Here is a 15,573-nt window from a genome sequence, read left to right as displayed (position 1 = left end):
GGCTGACATACATCATCGGAATCGGAACGTCGGGCTCCGCTTCCTTTGGCGTCGCCTGATATGCGACCCAGCCCGCCAGCAGAAGGAAGACGAGGACCGAAATGGTCAGGCGGGCATTGTTGATTGCGAGTCTGACGATATCCATGGCTAACGCCTGTTCTTGAATTTTCACGAGCTGCGTCGCAGCCGATTGTCCCCGCCCAGGGCTAGTCCGTCGCGATCTCTTGCTACTGCGTGCCGGCCGTCGCTTCGCCGAGCAGCTTCTTGATGATCGCTTGGTCGGCCTCGACCGGATTGACCAGATCGCCTTCCTTCACCAGTTCCTGGCCGGCGACGATGATGCGGGCGTCGGCCGGTATGCCGCCGAGGACGAGGCCTGTCGGCGTGTCGTCGACGAGGTCGATGGGGAAGAACGCCACCTTGTTGTCCTTGCTCACGGCACGGATGCCGAGGTCGCCCTTGTCGCCGAGCGTCACAACCGAGCGCGGCAGCAGCACCGCGTCGGTCGGCTGTGCGTTGAGCGCGATTTCCGCCGTCATGCCGGCCGGCACGGAGCCGTCGGCATTGGGGACGGCAACCTCGACGCGGAAGGTGCGGGTCGCCGACGAGGCGTCGCGGCTGATGTAGCGCACGGTGCCTTGGACGGTCTGGCCGCTGACCAGCCGTATGGTGGCCTTGTCGCCGAGCTTGAGGTAGCCGAGATCGCGCTCGCTGACTTCGCCGCGAGCAATCACCGGATCGAGCTTGAGGATGGTCGCCACCTCGCCGCCTTGCATGATGGAGCTGCCAAGTTCCACCGGCACCCGGTCGATAACGCCGTCGAAAGGCGCCTTCACCTCGTTGCGGTCGAGTTCGGCCTGTGCCGTTTCCAGTTGCGACTGCGCCGAGGTCAGGTTCGAGCGCGCGGTGTCGAGCTGCAGCTTCGGCAGATTGCCTGATTTCATCAGCCGCAAGGCTGCGTCCAGCTCGGCCTGACGCTGCACCACCAATTGCTTGGCGTTGTCGACCATCGAGATCTTTTCTTCCGCCGCAAGCATCAGCACCAGATCCCCCGTCTTGACGTGATCGCCTTGCTTGACAGGCAGCTTGTCGATGACACCGGCGACGCGCGTCGCCAGCACCGCCCGCTTGTCGGCTTCGGTCAGCCCGGAAATGCGGATGGCGCGTGCATAGGTCTTGCGTGGCGGCGTCACCACAGCGACCGTGCGCAGCGGTGCCTTCGGCTCGGCTTCCGCCTGCTTCGGCTTCGCCGCATCGGGCGCCTTGGCCTGTTCGGCTTCGGCTGCCTTGGCTTTGTTGGCGGCTACGCTGCCGACTGACGAAAACTCGCCTGTCGCCATCCACGCCGCGAAACCAATGAGCACAACAACGGCTGCAAGCTTGTGAAGCCTGATTCTCATCGTCGTTTTTTCCACTGCGGGTTCGGCCAGCGTCCTCATAACGCGGGCGCGTCGCCGATATGGGTGCGCGCCGGGCCGTGTTCAATTTGCCGTGATCGGCGAAGCGCGCTTCTACATCAAAGTTGCACCGCAATATAGTCTGAAAGTTGCAAGATCATTGCGCCACCGGGCAAGATGCGCCCGCCGCCGCCCAGTTTTCGATCGCTTGATAGGTCGCTTCGGCGGAGCCCGGAGCCGGTTCACGACCCGATCCCGGCGCCCAGCCCCAGGCGACCAGTCTGTCGTCGCGAACATGCACCGCGATGTCCTTCAAGCTGCGGTTGCCATTGCGCAAGGGATCCTTGATCTGGGCGCAGATTTCGGCCGAGGACTTGCCGAACCAGGCCATCTCGGCTGGCGCCAGATGCCAGTTCTCGGCCCCGGGCGGCCCGTGCAATGCCTTGGAATTGCTGGAGAAATGGCAAGTCATGCAACGCAGGCCCGGACTGCCGAAGCCCGGCCCGTCAGCACCGCGCTGGACATTGAAGGCGTGCACGCGCGTGCCGCCGTAATGCGCACCCGACCAGCGCGGTCGCTCGTCCGCGACATGACAGTCAGCGCAGCGCGGATGCGAGAACACCGCATAGACCTTGTCCCATTCGGACAGGGCTTTTGCTGTGTCGACTGCCACCGGCGCCGGCGTCTGGCTCTCTTGCGCGATCGCAAACGGTGCTGCGAGCACAAGCATGGCAGCAGGCGTCAGCATGATGACGAGCTTCTTCATGCGAAGGCTACCGCTTTCGACAGCGGCAGCGTGCGGATGCGCTTTCCGGTGAGCGCGAAGATGGCGTTGGCGAGCGCCGGAGCCGCCGGCGGTGTGCCGACCTCGCCGAGGCCGCCCATCCTGTGGAAGTTTTCCAGGATGGCAACTTCGAATACCGGGCACTGGAAGATCCGCATGGCGTCGAAATCGTGGAAGTTCGACTGTTCGACCATGCCGTCGGCGAAGGTGATTTCCTGCCCCATCGCCGCCGAAAGACCGTAGATGGCCGCCGAGATCAACTGCGCCTCGATGATGCCGGGATCGAGCGCGGTGCCGACATCGGCGGCGATCCACACCTTCTCGATACGGATTCCGGCCGGCGTGTCCGCCACCTGGACGATCTCGCCGACCCAACTGCCGAAGGACAGGGTGAAGGCCATACCCCTGGCCTTGCCGGCGGGCAGCGCCTCACCCCATTTCGCCATCGCGGCGACTTTCTCCACCACCTTCACCGCCGAAGGATAGGCAGCCATCAGTCTCTTGCGCATCTCGACCGGATCGATTTTCCCGGCGACGGCGATCTCGTCCATGAAGCCCTCATGGAAGAAGCCGTTGACCGAACTGCCGACCGAGCGCCAGGAGCCGACGGGGATGGAGACCGGCGCCGCGACACCGCTGACCCGGTAATTCGGGATGGTGTAGGGCTGGTCATAGGCGCCGTCGACGATGCTCTTGTCGGGACCGAGCGGCGATATCGAGGGAAACAGCCGGCGCAGCATGCCGGCAATCACCGATGGCGAGGCCATCCTCATGTCGAGCGCGACCGGCATGCCATCGTCGCCGAGCCGCGCCTGGAACTTGCCGATAGCGGCCGGCCGGTAGGCGTCGTGGCGCATGTCTTCTTCACGCGTCCAGGTCACCTTGACCGGACGCCCGCCCGTCTCCCTGGCCATCAGCGCGGCGCACAGTGCGTAATCCACCTCGACGCGCCGGCCGAAACCGCCGCCCATGAAGGTGGTGTGCACATTGATCTTGTCCTGCCCGATGCCGACCGCGTTGGCGCAAAGCTGCCGCACCAGGGTCGGCGCCTGGTTGCCGCACCAGATGTCGAGCGCGCCGTCCCTGAGCTGCGCCGTGGCGTTCATCGGCTCCATCGTCGCATGCGCCAGATAGGGCACGGCATAGTCGGCCTCGACGATCCTTTCACGCGGCGCGTCGGCAAAGGCGGTGTCGACGTCGCCATTGTCGCGCATCACCGAGCCCTTGGTGCCGAGCGCCTGCTTCACGACATCGGATATGCCGGCGCTGCTGAGCGGATATTCGGGATCGGCCCACTGGGCGTCGATCGCCTCGGCGGCCTTGAACGCCGCCCATGTGTTGTCGGCGATGATGCCGAAGCCATGGCCGTAATTCGTCTCGAGCGGCACGATCTTGATCACGCCGGGCATTTTTTCGGCCCTGGAAAGGTCCGCCTTGACCGGCTTGGCCCAGAAGCGCGGGCTCATCTTGACAGTGCCGTAGACCATGTCCGGCAGCCTGACATCGATGCCGAAGATCGGCGCCCCGGTCACCTTGGCCAGCATGTCGATGCGCTTCTGCGGTTTTCCCAGCAGTTTCCAGTCGGCCCGGTCCTTGAGCCTGACTTCGGCCGGCGACGCCATCGCGGCGGCGGCCGCGGCGACCGCGCCATAGGTCAGCGACTTGCCCGACGCCTTGTGCAGGATCGAACCGTCGGCCGTTTCCAGATCGGCTGCGGCAACACCCAGTTCTTGCGCCGCAGCCGCGATCAGCATCTGCCGGGCAGCGGCACCCGCTTGCCGCATCTTGTCAAAACCATCGCGTGTCGAAGCCGAACCGCCGGTGCCCTGCAGGGCAAGGAACTTGCCGGCCACGCCGAGACCCGAGCGCACCGCCTGCGCGGTCATGCTCTCGTCGAAGAAGGCGAACGGACCGCCCTCCTCGAGGATCGCGGCGTTGTAGTAGGCATGGGATGCTGGTCCATGCTCGACCTTGACCCGGTCAAGGCCGACATCGAGCTCTTCGGCGACCATGGCGGCAAGCGTCGTCGAGATGCCTTGCCCCATCTCGGCGCGCGGCGCGACGATGGTGATGGTGTTGTCGGCGCCGATCTTCACATAGGGGTTGAACGTCGCCTCGCCCTTGCCGAGTTCGGCCTCGAGCGGGTTCGGAAAAGGCTTGCGATAGTAGTAATAGCCGACGGCAACGCCGCCCGCGACGGCGGCAGCGCCGATCAGAAACGTGCGGCGGGCGATCTTTCCGACACTGGCCATGGTCAGAGACCCGCCGTCTTGAGCGCCGCGGCCTTCTTGATGGCCGAGCGGATTTTGGGATAGGTGCCGCAGCGGCAGAGATTGCCGCCCATGGCATTGTCGATGTCGGCATCGCTTGGGTTGGCGACTTCGTCGAGCAGCGCCACCGCGCTCATGATCTGGCCGGCCTGGCAGTAGCCGCATTGCGCGACCTGTTCCTCCAGCCATGCCTGCTGCACCGGATGCAGCTTCCCCGCCGTGCCGATGCCTTCAATGGTCGTGATAGCGCCGCTGACCTGCCCAACCGGGAGCGAGCAGGAACGCACCGGCTGACCGTCGACATGAACTGTGCAGGCGCCGCAGGCGGCGATGCCGCAGCCGAATTTCGGCCCTGTCTTGCCAATGAGATCGCGCAGCGCCCACAGCAGCGGCATGTCAGGATCGGCATCGATATCGAAAGACTGACCGTCGACGGTAAGGCGCATGGGGATACCCTTTGTTGTCGTCCACTGCCAAGGCGAAGCGTCCTCTCGACCGTTTCGCTCCGATACAGATTGACAAATTTCGTCATTTTGTCAAATAGGATTTTGCAGGATAGAATTGCTCCATGAACCGGATCGAAGACATCGCCGCCACAGATCCCAAACGCGTCCGCATCCTGGATGGCGCGATGAAGGTGTTTTTGGCCTATGGCTTCACTCGCACCACCATGGACGACATCGCCCGCGCCGCAGACATGTCGCGTCCGGCGCTCTATCTCCTGTTCAAGAACAAGACCGACATTTTCCGCGCCATCGCCATGATGATCCTGTCACGCTCGGTCGAGGCGGCAAAGATTGCCCTATCCGGCGACGGCCCTTTCACCGAGCGCATGATGCGGGCCATCGACGAGGCATTCATCTCGATGATGGGCGCGGTCGTTGCTTCGCCGCACGGCGCCGAATTGCTGGACATGAAATCGAGCCTTGGCGATCTGGTAGGCTGCTGGCGCGGCGGGCTTGGCCAACACATCGGCACCGCGATAGAGCGCGAGGCAGCCAGGAACGGCGTCGACCTGGCGGCCAGAGGCCTGTCGGCGCAACTGCTTGCCGACATGCTGCTCGACGGGCTGGAAGGCATGAAGGCGCGGATCAGAGATCCGGAGGGACAGCGGCAGGCGGCCGCTGCCCTGATCAGGGTGATCGACCTGACCTTGAAGGCATGATTGCGGACCAATCGATGCACATTGATTGGTCGCTCAGGCGCGCCGGCGCTCTGCCTCCGGGTTCTTGCGCGCCGCAAGAAATTCCTTGACCCGCCGGCCAGGTGCCGGACCGCGCACCGGCTTGAAGCCGTCATCGAGTTCGCCGGAGAGATCGAGCGTCGGTCGCTTGCCGACGGCCTCGTAATTCTCTTCCAGCCAGTCGCTGGCGGCGGTGCGGCCGAGATCACGCAGGTAGGTCAGAAACGCCCATTCGGCGTTGACCTTCGAGGACGCCGACAGGTCCTTGAACGCCTCGTCGGCATCGATGCGGTGCATGCGGATATCGCGATACTCGCCATGCGGCAGACGGCCGGCGGCGATCAGTTCCTTGACGAAGGCGATCGAGCGGAATTCGCGCAGCAACCCGGCGTTGAAGGCGATCTCGTCGATGCGGTTCTGGATCTCGTTGGCGCTTCTTGGTGTTCCCTCCCGCACCACCGGATTGATCTGCACCAGAAGCACGTCCTCGGTCGCAGCCGTCTTGAAGAACGGATAAAGCGCCGGGTTGCCGCCATAGCCGCCATCCCAATAGGGCACCCCCTTGATCTCGACAGCACGGAACAGTTGCGGCAGGCAGGCCGAGGCCATCACCGTGTCGAGGTCGATCTCGCCATCGGAAAAGACGCGCAACTGTCCGGTCTCGACATTGGTCGCCGAGATGAACAGTTCCATTGACTTGCAGGCGCGGACATTGTCGAAATCGATCTCCTGCTGAACCACGTCGCGCAGCGGGTTGAAGCCGAGCGGATTGGCGACATAGGGCGAGAACACCCGCGACATGGTGTCGAAGAAGACATAGCCAGGCGTATTCTCGATCGACCAGTTGCCCCAGGCGACATCCCACGGCATGCGGTGTACCGGGCTGAACCGGCCCTTGGCCGCCACCGCGCGCCAGAAATCGTCAAGTTTCTGCCGCGCTCCCTCGACACCTCCGCGCACATATCCGTCGGCCAGCGCCACTGCGTTCATGGCGCCGGCGCTGGTGCCGGACACTGCTGATATCTCCAGCCGTCCGTCCTCCAGCAGGCGGTCGAGCACACCCCAGGAAAAGGCCCCGTGCGAGCCGCCGCCCTGAAGCGCGATGTTGATCTTCTTCTTTGTCTCCTCCGCCTTGCCGTTTTTGGTCATGGCGTCGTCCTTGGTTCGTTTTGGATAGATGAGAAGATTTTGCGCCTCACGCGGCGGTCCAGCCGCCATCGACCGAGAGATGCGTGCCGTTGACCTGCGCTGCCGCGTCCGAGCACAGGAACACCGCCGCTGCCGCGATCTGCTCCACCGTGACGAATTCCTTGGTCGGCTGCTTGTCCAGCATGACCTCACGGATGACGGTCTCGCGATCCATCTGATGGGCTTTCATCTGGTCGGGGATCTGCGCCTCGACCAGCGGCGTCAGCACATATCCGGGGCAGATGGCGTTGCAGGTAATTTTTTCACGCGCCAGTTCGAGTGCAACGGTCTTGGTCAAACCCATGATGCCATGCTTCGCCGAGACATAGGCCGATTTGAACGGCGACGCGACCAGGCCGTGCGCCGAGGCGATGTTGACGATCCGGCCACCGCCGGCCTCCTTCATCAGCGGGATCGCGGCTGCAATGGTGTGGAACGCCGACGACAGGTTGATGGCGATGATGGCGTCCCATTTCTCGATCGGAAAGTCCTCAACCGGCGCGACATGCTGGATGCCGGCATTGTTGACGAGGATATCGACCGATCCGAATGTCTCAGCCGCCTTGGCGACAAGCGCCCGGCATTCCGCCGGTTTCGACATGTCCGCCTTGATGTAGGCGGTTTTCACCCCGTGGTGTTTGGCGATCGCATCAGTGATGGCGTGGTCGGCGGCCGTGTCGGAGAAAGAGTTGACGACGACATTATGGCCTTCGGCCGCCAACGCCTGGGCGATGGCCAGGCCAATGCCCGATGTGGAGCCGGTGATGACTGCGGTTTTTCTGGCGGCCAAGGGCGGAGTCCTCTGGTTGCGGCAAGAGCGAGCTTATGTTGCACTGCAGCATATATGCTCAATGCGACGCAATAACAGCGGCCAGAATTTTTGAGGAGATGAAATTTTCGTCATGAGCGGCCACACGGCCGCTCACCAGGAGGATATCGTTTGGATCGCCGGTCGCTCGCCAGGCGCCGATAAGCCTCAGGCAGCCAGCTCCGGCACCGGCCCGACATAGTGCGACTGCGGGCGGATCAGCCGCCCGGTCGTCTGCTGTTCGCGCGCATGCGCGATCCAGCCGGCGACGCGCCCAGCGGCAAAGACATTGCTGAAGGTTTGTGGCGGAAAGCCCGCCGCCTCCAACAGCAGCGCGGTGTAGAACTCGACATTGGTCTGCAGCGAGCGCGACGGCTTGGCGATCCGCAGCACGTCGAGCGCTACCTGTTCCACTGTCTCCGCGAATGCCAGCCGGCGGCCGGTTTCGCCCTCGCCGCCGAGTTGCCGCACGACGGCCTTCAGCACATCGGCGCGCGGATCGCGCACACGGTAGATGCGGTGCCCGAAACCCATGATGCGCCTGCCGTGCGAGATCTCGTCGCGAAGCCAGCCGGCGGCATCGCCATGCGCCTGGATCGCATCCAGCATCTCGATCACCGGACCGGGCGCCCCGCCATGCAGCGGCCCCTTTAGCGCGCCGAGCCCGGCCAGCACGGAGGATGTCAGGCCGGCCTGCGTCGAGGCCACCACGCGCGTCGCAAAGGTCGACGCATTGAGGCCATGATCGCAGACGGTCACGAGATAGGTATCGAGCGCCTTCGCCAGCGCCGTCGAGGCGACGCTGCCGCTCAGCATCCTCAGCATGTCGGCGGCATGATCGGCGCGGCTGTCCGGCGCGATCGGCTGCTCGCCGCGCTGCAGGCGCAGCAGGGCCGGCGTCAGCACGGCGGGCGCTGCGATGAGCAGCAAGGCATCGGTCAAGGTCTCGCCGTCCGGCAGCAGCGCCATGCCGGCGCGCATGGCGCTGTAAACATCGAGCGACGCCAGCAGGGGCAGCGAGGGCAAGAGCCGTTCGAACACCTCAGCGCGTGCCTGGCCCAGTGCCCGCGTCAGTTGCGCCTCATCGGGAAGGTCGTCGAAGAAGCCGTCGAGCAGCAGCCGCATCACCTGGGCATAGTTCAAGCGGCCGGCCAGCTCCGGCAGCGAATGACCTCGGATCGTCAGACGGCCACCAAGACCATCCACATCGGAAAGCACGGTTTCCGCCGCCACCACGTCATCGAGCCCATTCGCCATAGCCTGTCTCCTTGAAGCATTTCCGGATCGGAGATAGAGATGGGCAACGTTTCCATCAATCTTGATCAATAGAATCAATATCAGGGCTCGATATGTCCGAGTGGTTGTCCCGGGAAGAGGCGCTTGAGCGCCTCAAGGTGCGGGCGCAGACGCTGTACGCCTATGTCAGCCGTGGGCGCATCGGCATGCGGCCCGACCGCGCCGATCCGCGCCGCAGCCAGTACCGCGCCGACGATATCGCCGCACTGGCGACCCGCCGGGCGCGCGGACGGAGCCCATCAGTCATCGCTGAAAGCGCCATTGCCTGGGGCGAACCCTCAATCGCAACGGCGATTTCGACCGTCTCGCACGGTCGGCTCATCTATCGCGGGCAGGACGCCGCAGTGCTCTCCGGGCACGCCACACTGGAAGAAGCCGCCGCCATTCTCTGGGCTCTGCCGGAACCGGTGGCTTTCGAAGCACCGTCGCCGGATGTGCCCCATCAAGCCGGCCGGGCCTCGGCTTTTGCGCAACTTGCCGTGCTTGCCGGCCAAGGGCGCCCGTCGCTTGGGCGCAACCGGGCCTCGCTGCATGCCGATGCCGCGCACGCTGTCGGCGTGCTGGTCGCCGCGCTGGGCGCACCGGCAGGACCAGATCCCGTCCATCAGCGGCTGGCGCAGGCCTGGTCGGTGGACGCCGGCGGCGCCAATGCGATCCGCCGCGCGCTTGTCCTGCTTGCCGATCATGAACTGAATGCGTCGACCTTCGCCGCGCGCGTCGCAGCCTCGACCGGCGCGCCGCTGGCCGCTTGCCTGCTGGCCGGGCTCGCGACGCTGTCAGGCCCTCGCCATGGCGGTGCCGGCGAGGCGGTGATGCAACTGGCCGAGGATGCGGCCCGACATGGCGCCGATGCGACGATCCGGCGCTGGCTCAGCCACGACCGGCCATTGCCGGGGTTCGGTCATCAGCTCTATCCTGACGGCGATCCCCGAGGGGCGGCGCTTCTGTCGGTGATCGAGGTTGACGGCACACTATCTTCGCTGCGCGATGCTGCCCTTGCGGCGACCGGCGCGCTTCCCAATATCGACTTTGGGCTGGCAGCGCTGACGCGCAGCCTCGGCTTGCCGCGCGATGCGCCGTTTCGCCTGTTTGCGCTCGCACGCAGCGTCGGCTGGGCCGAGCACACGGTCGAACAGATCACAAGCGGAAGTGTCATCAGGCCGCGCGGCCGCTATGAGGGCGTGCTGGTGTAGGGTTGCAAGAGCGCCAAGCGCTCAGGACATCGTGTCGAGCTTGCGCTGCATGGCCGCGATCTGGTCCTTCAGTTCCTGAAGATCGTCGGGTTTTTCTGACGTTTCCTTCCTGGCCGGCTCGGGCGATGGCGCGGCGGCTGGCGCGGTGCCGGCGGGCGGGAACGGCGTGAACAGCCGCATCGCATTCTGGAACATTTCCATGTTGCGGCGTGTCTGTTCCTCCAGCGCCTTGATCGGCGTGGTGATCTTCATCATGTCGAGCGGCGACTTGCCGATCGCCCCCTTCATCTGCTCGCGAAAGCGCTCCTGCTCCTTGGAAAAGGCAAGCATCGACTGTTCGAGGAAGCTCGGCACGATCATCTGCATCTGGTCGCCGTAATAAGCGATGAGCTGGCGCAGGAACGGGATCGGCAGCATGTTCTGCCCGTCCTTGTTCTCCAGTTCGAAGATGATCTGTGTCAGCACCGGATGCGTGATGTCGTCGCCGGTCTTGGCGTCCTGGACGGTGAACTCCTCGCCCTTCTTGACCATCTCGGCGAGGTCCTCGAGCGTCACATAGGTGCTGGTGCCGGTGTTGTAGAGGCGGCGATTGGCGTATTTCTTGATGATGATCGGATCGTCTTTAGCGGCCATCTACATCCTCCCGGGGACACCGGCGCGCCTCTGAGCAAGCCGCCGATAACGATTGTGCCTTTTTTTTGAGGATATGCGCAAAAGCTTCACAATTCCAAGCAGTTTGTGCAGTGCGGGATCACTAAATGCTGCATAGCAGGCAAAATATGCTGCGCAGCAATGGACGAATGGTCGCCCTGGCAAGGCACGGCCTGCTTGCGGCGCATGGGCGCCATGCCCATTTCCGGTTTGACTTGGGGTTGGGAAAGGGCAAGAAAAGTCCCCAACGACAGAGCAACACCCTTGAAGTCTGGAGAAGAAAATGTCCGCTTCCATCGTCATTGCCAGTGCGGCGCGCACGCCGGTCGGCTCCTTCAACGGCGCCTTCGCCGCCACCCCTGCGCATGAACTCGGCGCCGTCGTCATCAGGGAATTGCTGTCGCGTGCCGGTGTCGAACCAGGCGAGGTCGACGAGGTCATCCTCGGCCAGGTGCTGACCGCCGCGCAAGGCCAGAACCCGGCCCGCCAGGCATCGATCAATGCCGGCCTGCCCAAGGAAACCACAGCCTGGGGCCTCAATCAGGTTTGCGGCTCGGGCCTGCGTGCCATTGCGCTCGGCATGCAGCAGATCGCCATCGGCGACGCCAAGGTGATCATCGCCGGCGGCCAAGAATCGATGTCGCTTTCGACGCATGCCCAGCACCTGCGCGCCGGCGTCAAGATGGGCGACTTCAAGCTGATCGACACCATGATCAAGGACGGGCTGTGGGACGCCTTCAACGGCTATCACATGGGCAACACCGCCGAAAACGTCGCGCGTCAGTTCCAGATCACCCGCGAAGACCAGGACCAGTTCGCGCTCGCCTCGCAAAACAAGGCCGAGGCCGCGCAGAAGGCCGGCAAGTTCAAGGACGAGATCGTCGCCGTCACCATCAAGGGCAAGAAGGGCGACACCATCGTCGACCAGGACGAATACATTCGCCACGGCGCCACGATCGACGCCATGACCAAGCTGAAACCGGCTTTCGACAAGGACGGCACGGTGACCGCCGCCAACGCCTCCGGCATCAATGACGGTGCCGCCGGCGCGCTGCTGATGAGCGAGGCGGAAGCGGTGAGGCGCGGCATCACCCCGCTGGCACGCATCGTGTCCTGGGCAACCGCCGGCGTCGATCCGCAGATTATGGGCACCGGCCCGATCCCAGCATCGCGCAAGGCCTTGGAAAAGGCCGGCTGGTCGGTCGGCGATCTCGACCTGGTCGAGGCCAACGAGGCCTTTGCGGCACAGGCCTGCGCCGTCAACAAGGACATGGGCTGGGATCCCTCGATCGTCAACGTCAATGGCGGCGCCATCGCCATCGGCCACCCGATCGGTGCGTCCGGCGCCCGCGTCTTCAACACGCTGGTCTTCGAAATGCGCCGGCGCGGCGCCAAGAAAGGCCTCGCCACCTTGTGCATCGGCGGCGGCATGGGCGTCGCCATGTGCATCGAAGCACTCTGAAAAAGAAGTGAGTAGCAAATAGGGAGTAGTCAATAGGGAAGAATTGCGTCAGCGCGACGGGACGTAGATCCCTACTCGCTATTCGCTACTCCCTATTCGCTCTCCCGACCAAAGGGAGGGAACACGCATGACCAAGGTAGCAATCGTCACAGGCGGATCGCGCGGCATCGGCGCGGCGATCTCGATCGCATTGAAGACCGTCGGCTATTCGGTTGCCGCGAACTATGCCGGCAATGACGCCGCAGCGGCGAAATTCAAGGCCGAGACCGGCATTCCGGTCTACAAATGGTCGGTCGCCGACTATGATTCCTGCGCCGCCGGCATCAAGCAGGTCGAGGCCGATCTCGGCCCGGTCTCGGTGCTGGTCAACAATGCCGGCATCACCCGCGACGCCATGTTCCACAAGATCACGCGCGAGCAGTGGAAAGAGGTCATCGACACCAACCTGTCCGGCGTCTTCAACATGACGCATCCGCTGTGGAGCGGCATGCGCGACCGCAAGTTCGGCCGCGTCATCACCATTTCCTCGATCAACGGCCAGAAGGGCCAGGCCGGCCAGGTCAACTATTCCGCCGCCAAGGCCGGCGACATCGGTTTCAGCAAGGCTCTCGCTCAAGAGGGAGCACGCGCCGGCATCACCGTCAACGTCATCTGCCCTGGCTACATCGCCACCGAGATGGTCAAGGCGATTGACGAGAGGGTGCTCAACGACCGCATCATCCCACAAATCCCCGTCGGCCGCCTCGGCGAACCGGAAGAGATCGCGCGCTGCGTCGTCTTCCTCGCATCCGAAGATGCCGGCTTCATCACCGGCTCGACCATCACGGCCAATGGCGGCCAATACTTCGCCTGACGACGTGGCGATGTAGGAGATCGACGGGCCGGCACACCGGCCCGTTTCCGGCACGGTCCCTTTGACGTGCTCGCGACCGTAGCTGACCCAATTCGGCACGCAGAGGTTAACAGCCACCCGCCGCCCTGTGCGAAAGCTGCTTCGTAACCTGTGGATTCTCGGTGGATAAGCTGTTCACAACACAAGATATTGGGGTGAACAAATCGGGAAAATCGCGCCATCGCTGATTCGTCGCCGATTCGTTCCGGCTATGAGCCGAACGTTAACGACGACAGCCGGAATCGTCTGCCCAACTGCTTAACGCAGGTTAAGAAAGATCAACAATTTCATCATGTTGGTTGAGGCGCGCCTAGCCGCCGTGATTGTTTCCAGGCAAAGGTTAACGGCAACACCCTCTTAGCATGAAACGGGCCAGTTCAGCGATTCAGCATGTGGTGCGACTCGCGGCCGCGAAATCCACATGTAGCCGTGAACAAAAGCTGAATCTGCAGGAGTCACTGATTCGTCGCCGATTCGTTCCAGACTCGTTCTATCCGTTAATCCGCAGCCGATTGGAAGCTTGACAAAACCACCTTCTCGCCGCCGGCGGAACATTCCGCTTTCGCTTCGCGCCCGAAATCCCTATGTGTCGCCTGTCATACGCGCCATTTGAGGCACGCTCCCGACAACCAGAGGCCAGAAGCCTTATTTCCAGGTCCCAGAAGCCTTATTCTAGGTTGATGAACATCCAGCCCAAACACACAGAGCCGCTGATCCTGTCGGGCCGCGACGTGACCGCCGTGCTCGGGCCGACCAACACCGGCAAGACCCATCTCGCCATCGAGCGCATGGTGGCGCATGAGAGTGGGATCATCGGCCTGCCGCTCAGACTTCTGGCGCGCGAGGTCTACGCCCGCGTCTGCGAAAAGGTCGGCGCCCACAAGGTTGCGCTGATCACCGGCGAGGAAAAGATCCAGCCGCCGGGCGCCAGATATTCGGTCTGCACCGTCGAGGCCATGCCGCGCGAGACCGACGCCGCCTTTGTCGCCATCGACGAGGTGCAGCTCGCCGGTGACCTCGAGCGCGGCCACATCTTCACCGATCGCATCCTGCACCTTCGCGGCCGTCAGGAAACGCTGCTGCTGGGTGCTGCCACCATGCATGGCATCCTGCAGCGCCTGCTGAGGGGTGTCTCGGTGGTGACGCGGCCGAGGCTGTCGCATCTTGCCTATGCCGGTTCCAAGAAGCTGACCCGCCTGCCGCGGCGCACGGCGATCGTCGCCTTCTCCGCCGACGAGGTCTACGCCATCGCCGAGTTGATCCGCCGCCAGCAGGGCGGTGCCGCCGTCGTGCTCGGCGCGCTCTCGCCGCGCACCCGCAACGCCCAGGTGGCGCTGTTCCAGTCCGGCGATGTCGACTACCTCATCGCTACCGACGCAATCGGCATGGGTCTCAATCTCGATCTCGACCACGTCGCCTTCGCCCAGAACCGCAAGTTCGATGGCTTCCAGTACCGCAACCTGACCGCGGCCGAGCTCGGCCAGATCGCCGGCCGCGCCGGCCGGCATCTGCGTGACGGCACCTTCGGTGTCACCGGCCAGGTCGACCCGCTCGACGAAGAGCTGATCAAGAAGATCGAAGGCCACGATTTCGATCCGGTGAAGGTGCTGCAGTGGCGCACCGCGCATTTCGACTTTGCCAGCCTCGACGCGCTGAAGCGCTCGATCGAGACCAACGCTCCGGTCGAGGGACTGACGCGGGCATTGCCTGCCGTCGACGCACAGGCGCTCGAGCATCTGTCGCGCGACGAAGACATCCGCGCGCTCACCACCAATGCCAAGCGCGTGGCGCTGCTGTGGGAAGCCTGCGCGCTGCCCGACTACCGCAGGATCGCGCCGGCGCAGCATGCCGACCTCATTGCCTCGATCTACACGGACCTCGCACGCCACGGCCATGTCGACGAGAATTACATGGCCGAGCAGGTGCGCCGCGCCGACACCACCGAGGGCGACATTGACACGCTGTCGCATCGCATAGCCCAGATCCGCACCTGGACATTCGTGTCGAACCGGCCCGGCTGGCTGGCCGATCAGGCACACTGGCAGGAAAAGACGCGCGAAATCGAAGACAGATTGTCGGATGCGCTGCATGAGCGGTTGACGAAACGCTTCGTAGACCGCAGGACTTCCGTCCTCATGCGGCGCCTTAGAGAAAATACCATGCCTGAAGCCGAAATTAGCCCTACCGGAACCGTCCTTGTCGAAGGCCACCATGTCGGCGAGTTGCAAGGGTTCCGCTTCACCGCCGACCAGACCGCCGGCGGCGAAGACGCCAAGGCGGTGCGCACCGCTGCCCAGAAGGCGCTGGCCGCCGAGTTCGAATCGCGCGCCGAACGCTTCGGCGCCTGCGCCAATGGCGACATCGCGCTCGGCTCGGACGGCACGCTGCGCTGGATCGGCGCGCCGATCGGCACGCTTGTATCAGGCGGAGACGCGCTGAAGCCGCGGTT

13 protein-coding genes are annotated in these 15,573 nt (G+C 64.0%); 5 read left to right on the top strand and 8 right to left on the bottom strand.

The window, feature by feature from the left end:
* Positions 1–227: 227 nt before the first annotated feature.
* The 4 genes from EN893_RS03050 to EN893_RS03035 all read right to left on the bottom strand — a co-directional run bounded on the left by EN893_RS03050 (position 228) and on the right by EN893_RS03035 (position 4,897).
* A complete protein-coding gene (locus EN893_RS03050; RefSeq protein WP_128361396.1) occupies positions 228–1,400 on the bottom strand; it encodes an efflux RND transporter periplasmic adaptor subunit in 1,173 nt (390 codons plus the stop codon).
* Positions 1,401–1,554: 154 nt separating this feature from the next.
* Complete coding sequence (locus tag EN893_RS03045; RefSeq protein ID WP_127266907.1) at positions 1,555–2,163, bottom strand: hypothetical protein; 609 nt, start codon at positions 2,161–2,163, stop codon at positions 1,555–1,557.
* Positions 2,160–4,433: a molybdopterin cofactor-binding domain-containing protein gene (locus EN893_RS03040; protein ID WP_127270169.1), complete on the bottom strand. Its 2,274-nt coding sequence runs from the start codon at positions 4,431–4,433 to the stop codon at positions 2,160–2,162. The genes EN893_RS03045 and EN893_RS03040 overlap by 4 nt, the downstream gene beginning before the upstream one ends.
* Positions 4,434–4,435: 2 nt before the next feature.
* The gene (locus EN893_RS03035; RefSeq protein WP_127266909.1) at positions 4,436–4,897 is read right to left on the bottom strand and encodes a (2Fe-2S)-binding protein; all 462 of its coding nucleotides are present in this window, start codon (positions 4,895–4,897) and stop codon (positions 4,436–4,438) included.
* Positions 4,898–5,019: 122 nt separating this feature from the next.
* On the opposite strand from EN893_RS03035, the gene EN893_RS03030 reads away from it, so the two are divergent.
* On the top strand, positions 5,020–5,616 hold the full coding sequence (locus EN893_RS03030; protein ID WP_127266910.1) for a TetR/AcrR family transcriptional regulator: 597 nt from the start codon (positions 5,020–5,022) through the stop codon (positions 5,614–5,616).
* 33 nt (positions 5,617–5,649) lie between these two features.
* Here EN893_RS03030 and EN893_RS03025 read toward each other — a convergent pair whose 3' ends face one another.
* The 3 genes from EN893_RS03025 to EN893_RS03015 form a co-directional block, all read right to left on the bottom strand.
* On the bottom strand, positions 5,650–6,783 hold the full coding sequence (locus EN893_RS03025) for a patatin-like phospholipase family protein (RefSeq protein ID WP_127270167.1): 1,134 nt from the start codon (positions 6,781–6,783) through the stop codon (positions 5,650–5,652).
* 46 nt (positions 6,784–6,829) lie between these two features.
* Positions 6,830–7,612, bottom strand: coding sequence for a 3-hydroxybutyrate dehydrogenase (locus EN893_RS03020; protein ID WP_127270166.1), 783 nt, complete (start codon positions 7,610–7,612; stop codon positions 6,830–6,832).
* 186 nt (positions 7,613–7,798) lie between these two features.
* On the bottom strand, positions 7,799–8,887 hold the full coding sequence (locus EN893_RS03015) for a citrate synthase/methylcitrate synthase (RefSeq protein WP_127270164.1): 1,089 nt from the start codon (positions 8,885–8,887) through the stop codon (positions 7,799–7,801).
* Positions 8,888–8,979: 92 nt separating this feature from the next.
* Between EN893_RS03015 and EN893_RS03010 the strand changes: the two genes are divergently transcribed.
* On the top strand, positions 8,980–10,119 hold the full coding sequence (locus EN893_RS03010) for a citrate synthase (RefSeq protein WP_127270162.1): 1,140 nt from the start codon (positions 8,980–8,982) through the stop codon (positions 10,117–10,119).
* A 21-nt stretch (positions 10,120–10,140) separates the two neighbouring features.
* Here EN893_RS03010 and phaR read toward each other — a convergent pair whose 3' ends face one another.
* The gene (gene phaR, locus EN893_RS03005) at positions 10,141–10,752 is read right to left on the bottom strand and encodes a polyhydroxyalkanoate synthesis repressor PhaR (protein ID WP_027037157.1); all 612 of its coding nucleotides are present in this window, start codon (positions 10,750–10,752) and stop codon (positions 10,141–10,143) included.
* A 301-nt stretch (positions 10,753–11,053) separates the two neighbouring features.
* On the opposite strand from phaR, the gene EN893_RS03000 reads away from it, so the two are divergent.
* The 3 genes from EN893_RS03000 to EN893_RS02990 form a co-directional block, all read left to right on the top strand.
* Positions 11,054–12,232, top strand: coding sequence for an acetyl-CoA C-acetyltransferase (locus tag EN893_RS03000; RefSeq protein ID WP_127270160.1), 1,179 nt, complete (start codon positions 11,054–11,056; stop codon positions 12,230–12,232).
* Between the two features lie 127 nt (positions 12,233–12,359).
* Positions 12,360–13,085, top strand: a complete 726-nt coding sequence (gene phbB, locus EN893_RS02995) for an acetoacetyl-CoA reductase (protein WP_023814310.1) — start codon at positions 12,360–12,362, stop codon at positions 13,083–13,085.
* 719 nt (positions 13,086–13,804) lie between these two features.
* A partial coding sequence (locus EN893_RS02990; RefSeq protein WP_206640082.1) for a helicase-related protein occupies positions 13,805–15,573 on the top strand: 1,769 nt, incomplete at its 3' end.

The sequence above is a fragment of the Mesorhizobium sp. M7A.F.Ca.CA.004.04.2.1 genome, from assembly GCF_004022825.1.
Lineage (GTDB): Bacteria > Pseudomonadota > Alphaproteobacteria > Rhizobiales > Rhizobiaceae > Mesorhizobium.
Note: the sequence above shows the minus strand (reverse complement) of the source record. Positions and strands in the feature narration are given on the sequence as shown.

What these genes read in the sequence shown, in the direction of transcription:
- EN893_RS03050 (WP_128361396.1), bottom strand. Translation starts at nt 1,400, where the DNA reads ATGAGAATCAGGCTTCACAAGCTTGCAGCCGTTGTTGTGCTCATTGGT.
- EN893_RS03045 (WP_127266907.1), bottom strand. Translation starts at nt 2,163, where the DNA reads ATGAAGAAGCTCGTCATCATGCTGACGCCTGCTGCCATGCTTGTGCTC.
- EN893_RS03040 (WP_127270169.1), bottom strand. Translation starts at nt 4,433, where the DNA reads ATGGCCAGTGTCGGAAAGATCGCCCGCCGCACGTTTCTGATCGGCGCT.
- EN893_RS03035 (WP_127266909.1), bottom strand. Translation starts at nt 4,897, where the DNA reads ATGCGCCTTACCGTCGACGGTCAGTCTTTCGATATCGATGCCGATCCT.
- EN893_RS03030 (WP_127266910.1), top strand. Translation starts at nt 5,020, where the DNA reads ATGAACCGGATCGAAGACATCGCCGCCACAGATCCCAAACGCGTCCGC.
- EN893_RS03025 (WP_127270167.1), bottom strand. Translation starts at nt 6,783, where the DNA reads ATGACCAAAAACGGCAAGGCGGAGGAGACAAAGAAGAAGATCAACATC.
- EN893_RS03015 (WP_127270164.1), bottom strand. Translation starts at nt 8,887, where the DNA reads ATGGCGAATGGGCTCGATGACGTGGTGGCGGCGGAAACCGTGCTTTCC.
- EN893_RS03010 (WP_127270162.1), top strand. Translation starts at nt 8,980, where the DNA reads ATGTCCGAGTGGTTGTCCCGGGAAGAGGCGCTTGAGCGCCTCAAGGTG.
- phaR (WP_027037157.1), bottom strand. Translation starts at nt 10,752, where the DNA reads ATGGCCGCTAAAGACGATCCGATCATCATCAAGAAATACGCCAATCGC.
- EN893_RS03000 (WP_127270160.1), top strand. Translation starts at nt 11,054, where the DNA reads ATGTCCGCTTCCATCGTCATTGCCAGTGCGGCGCGCACGCCGGTCGGC.
- phbB (WP_023814310.1), top strand. Translation starts at nt 12,360, where the DNA reads ATGACCAAGGTAGCAATCGTCACAGGCGGATCGCGCGGCATCGGCGCG.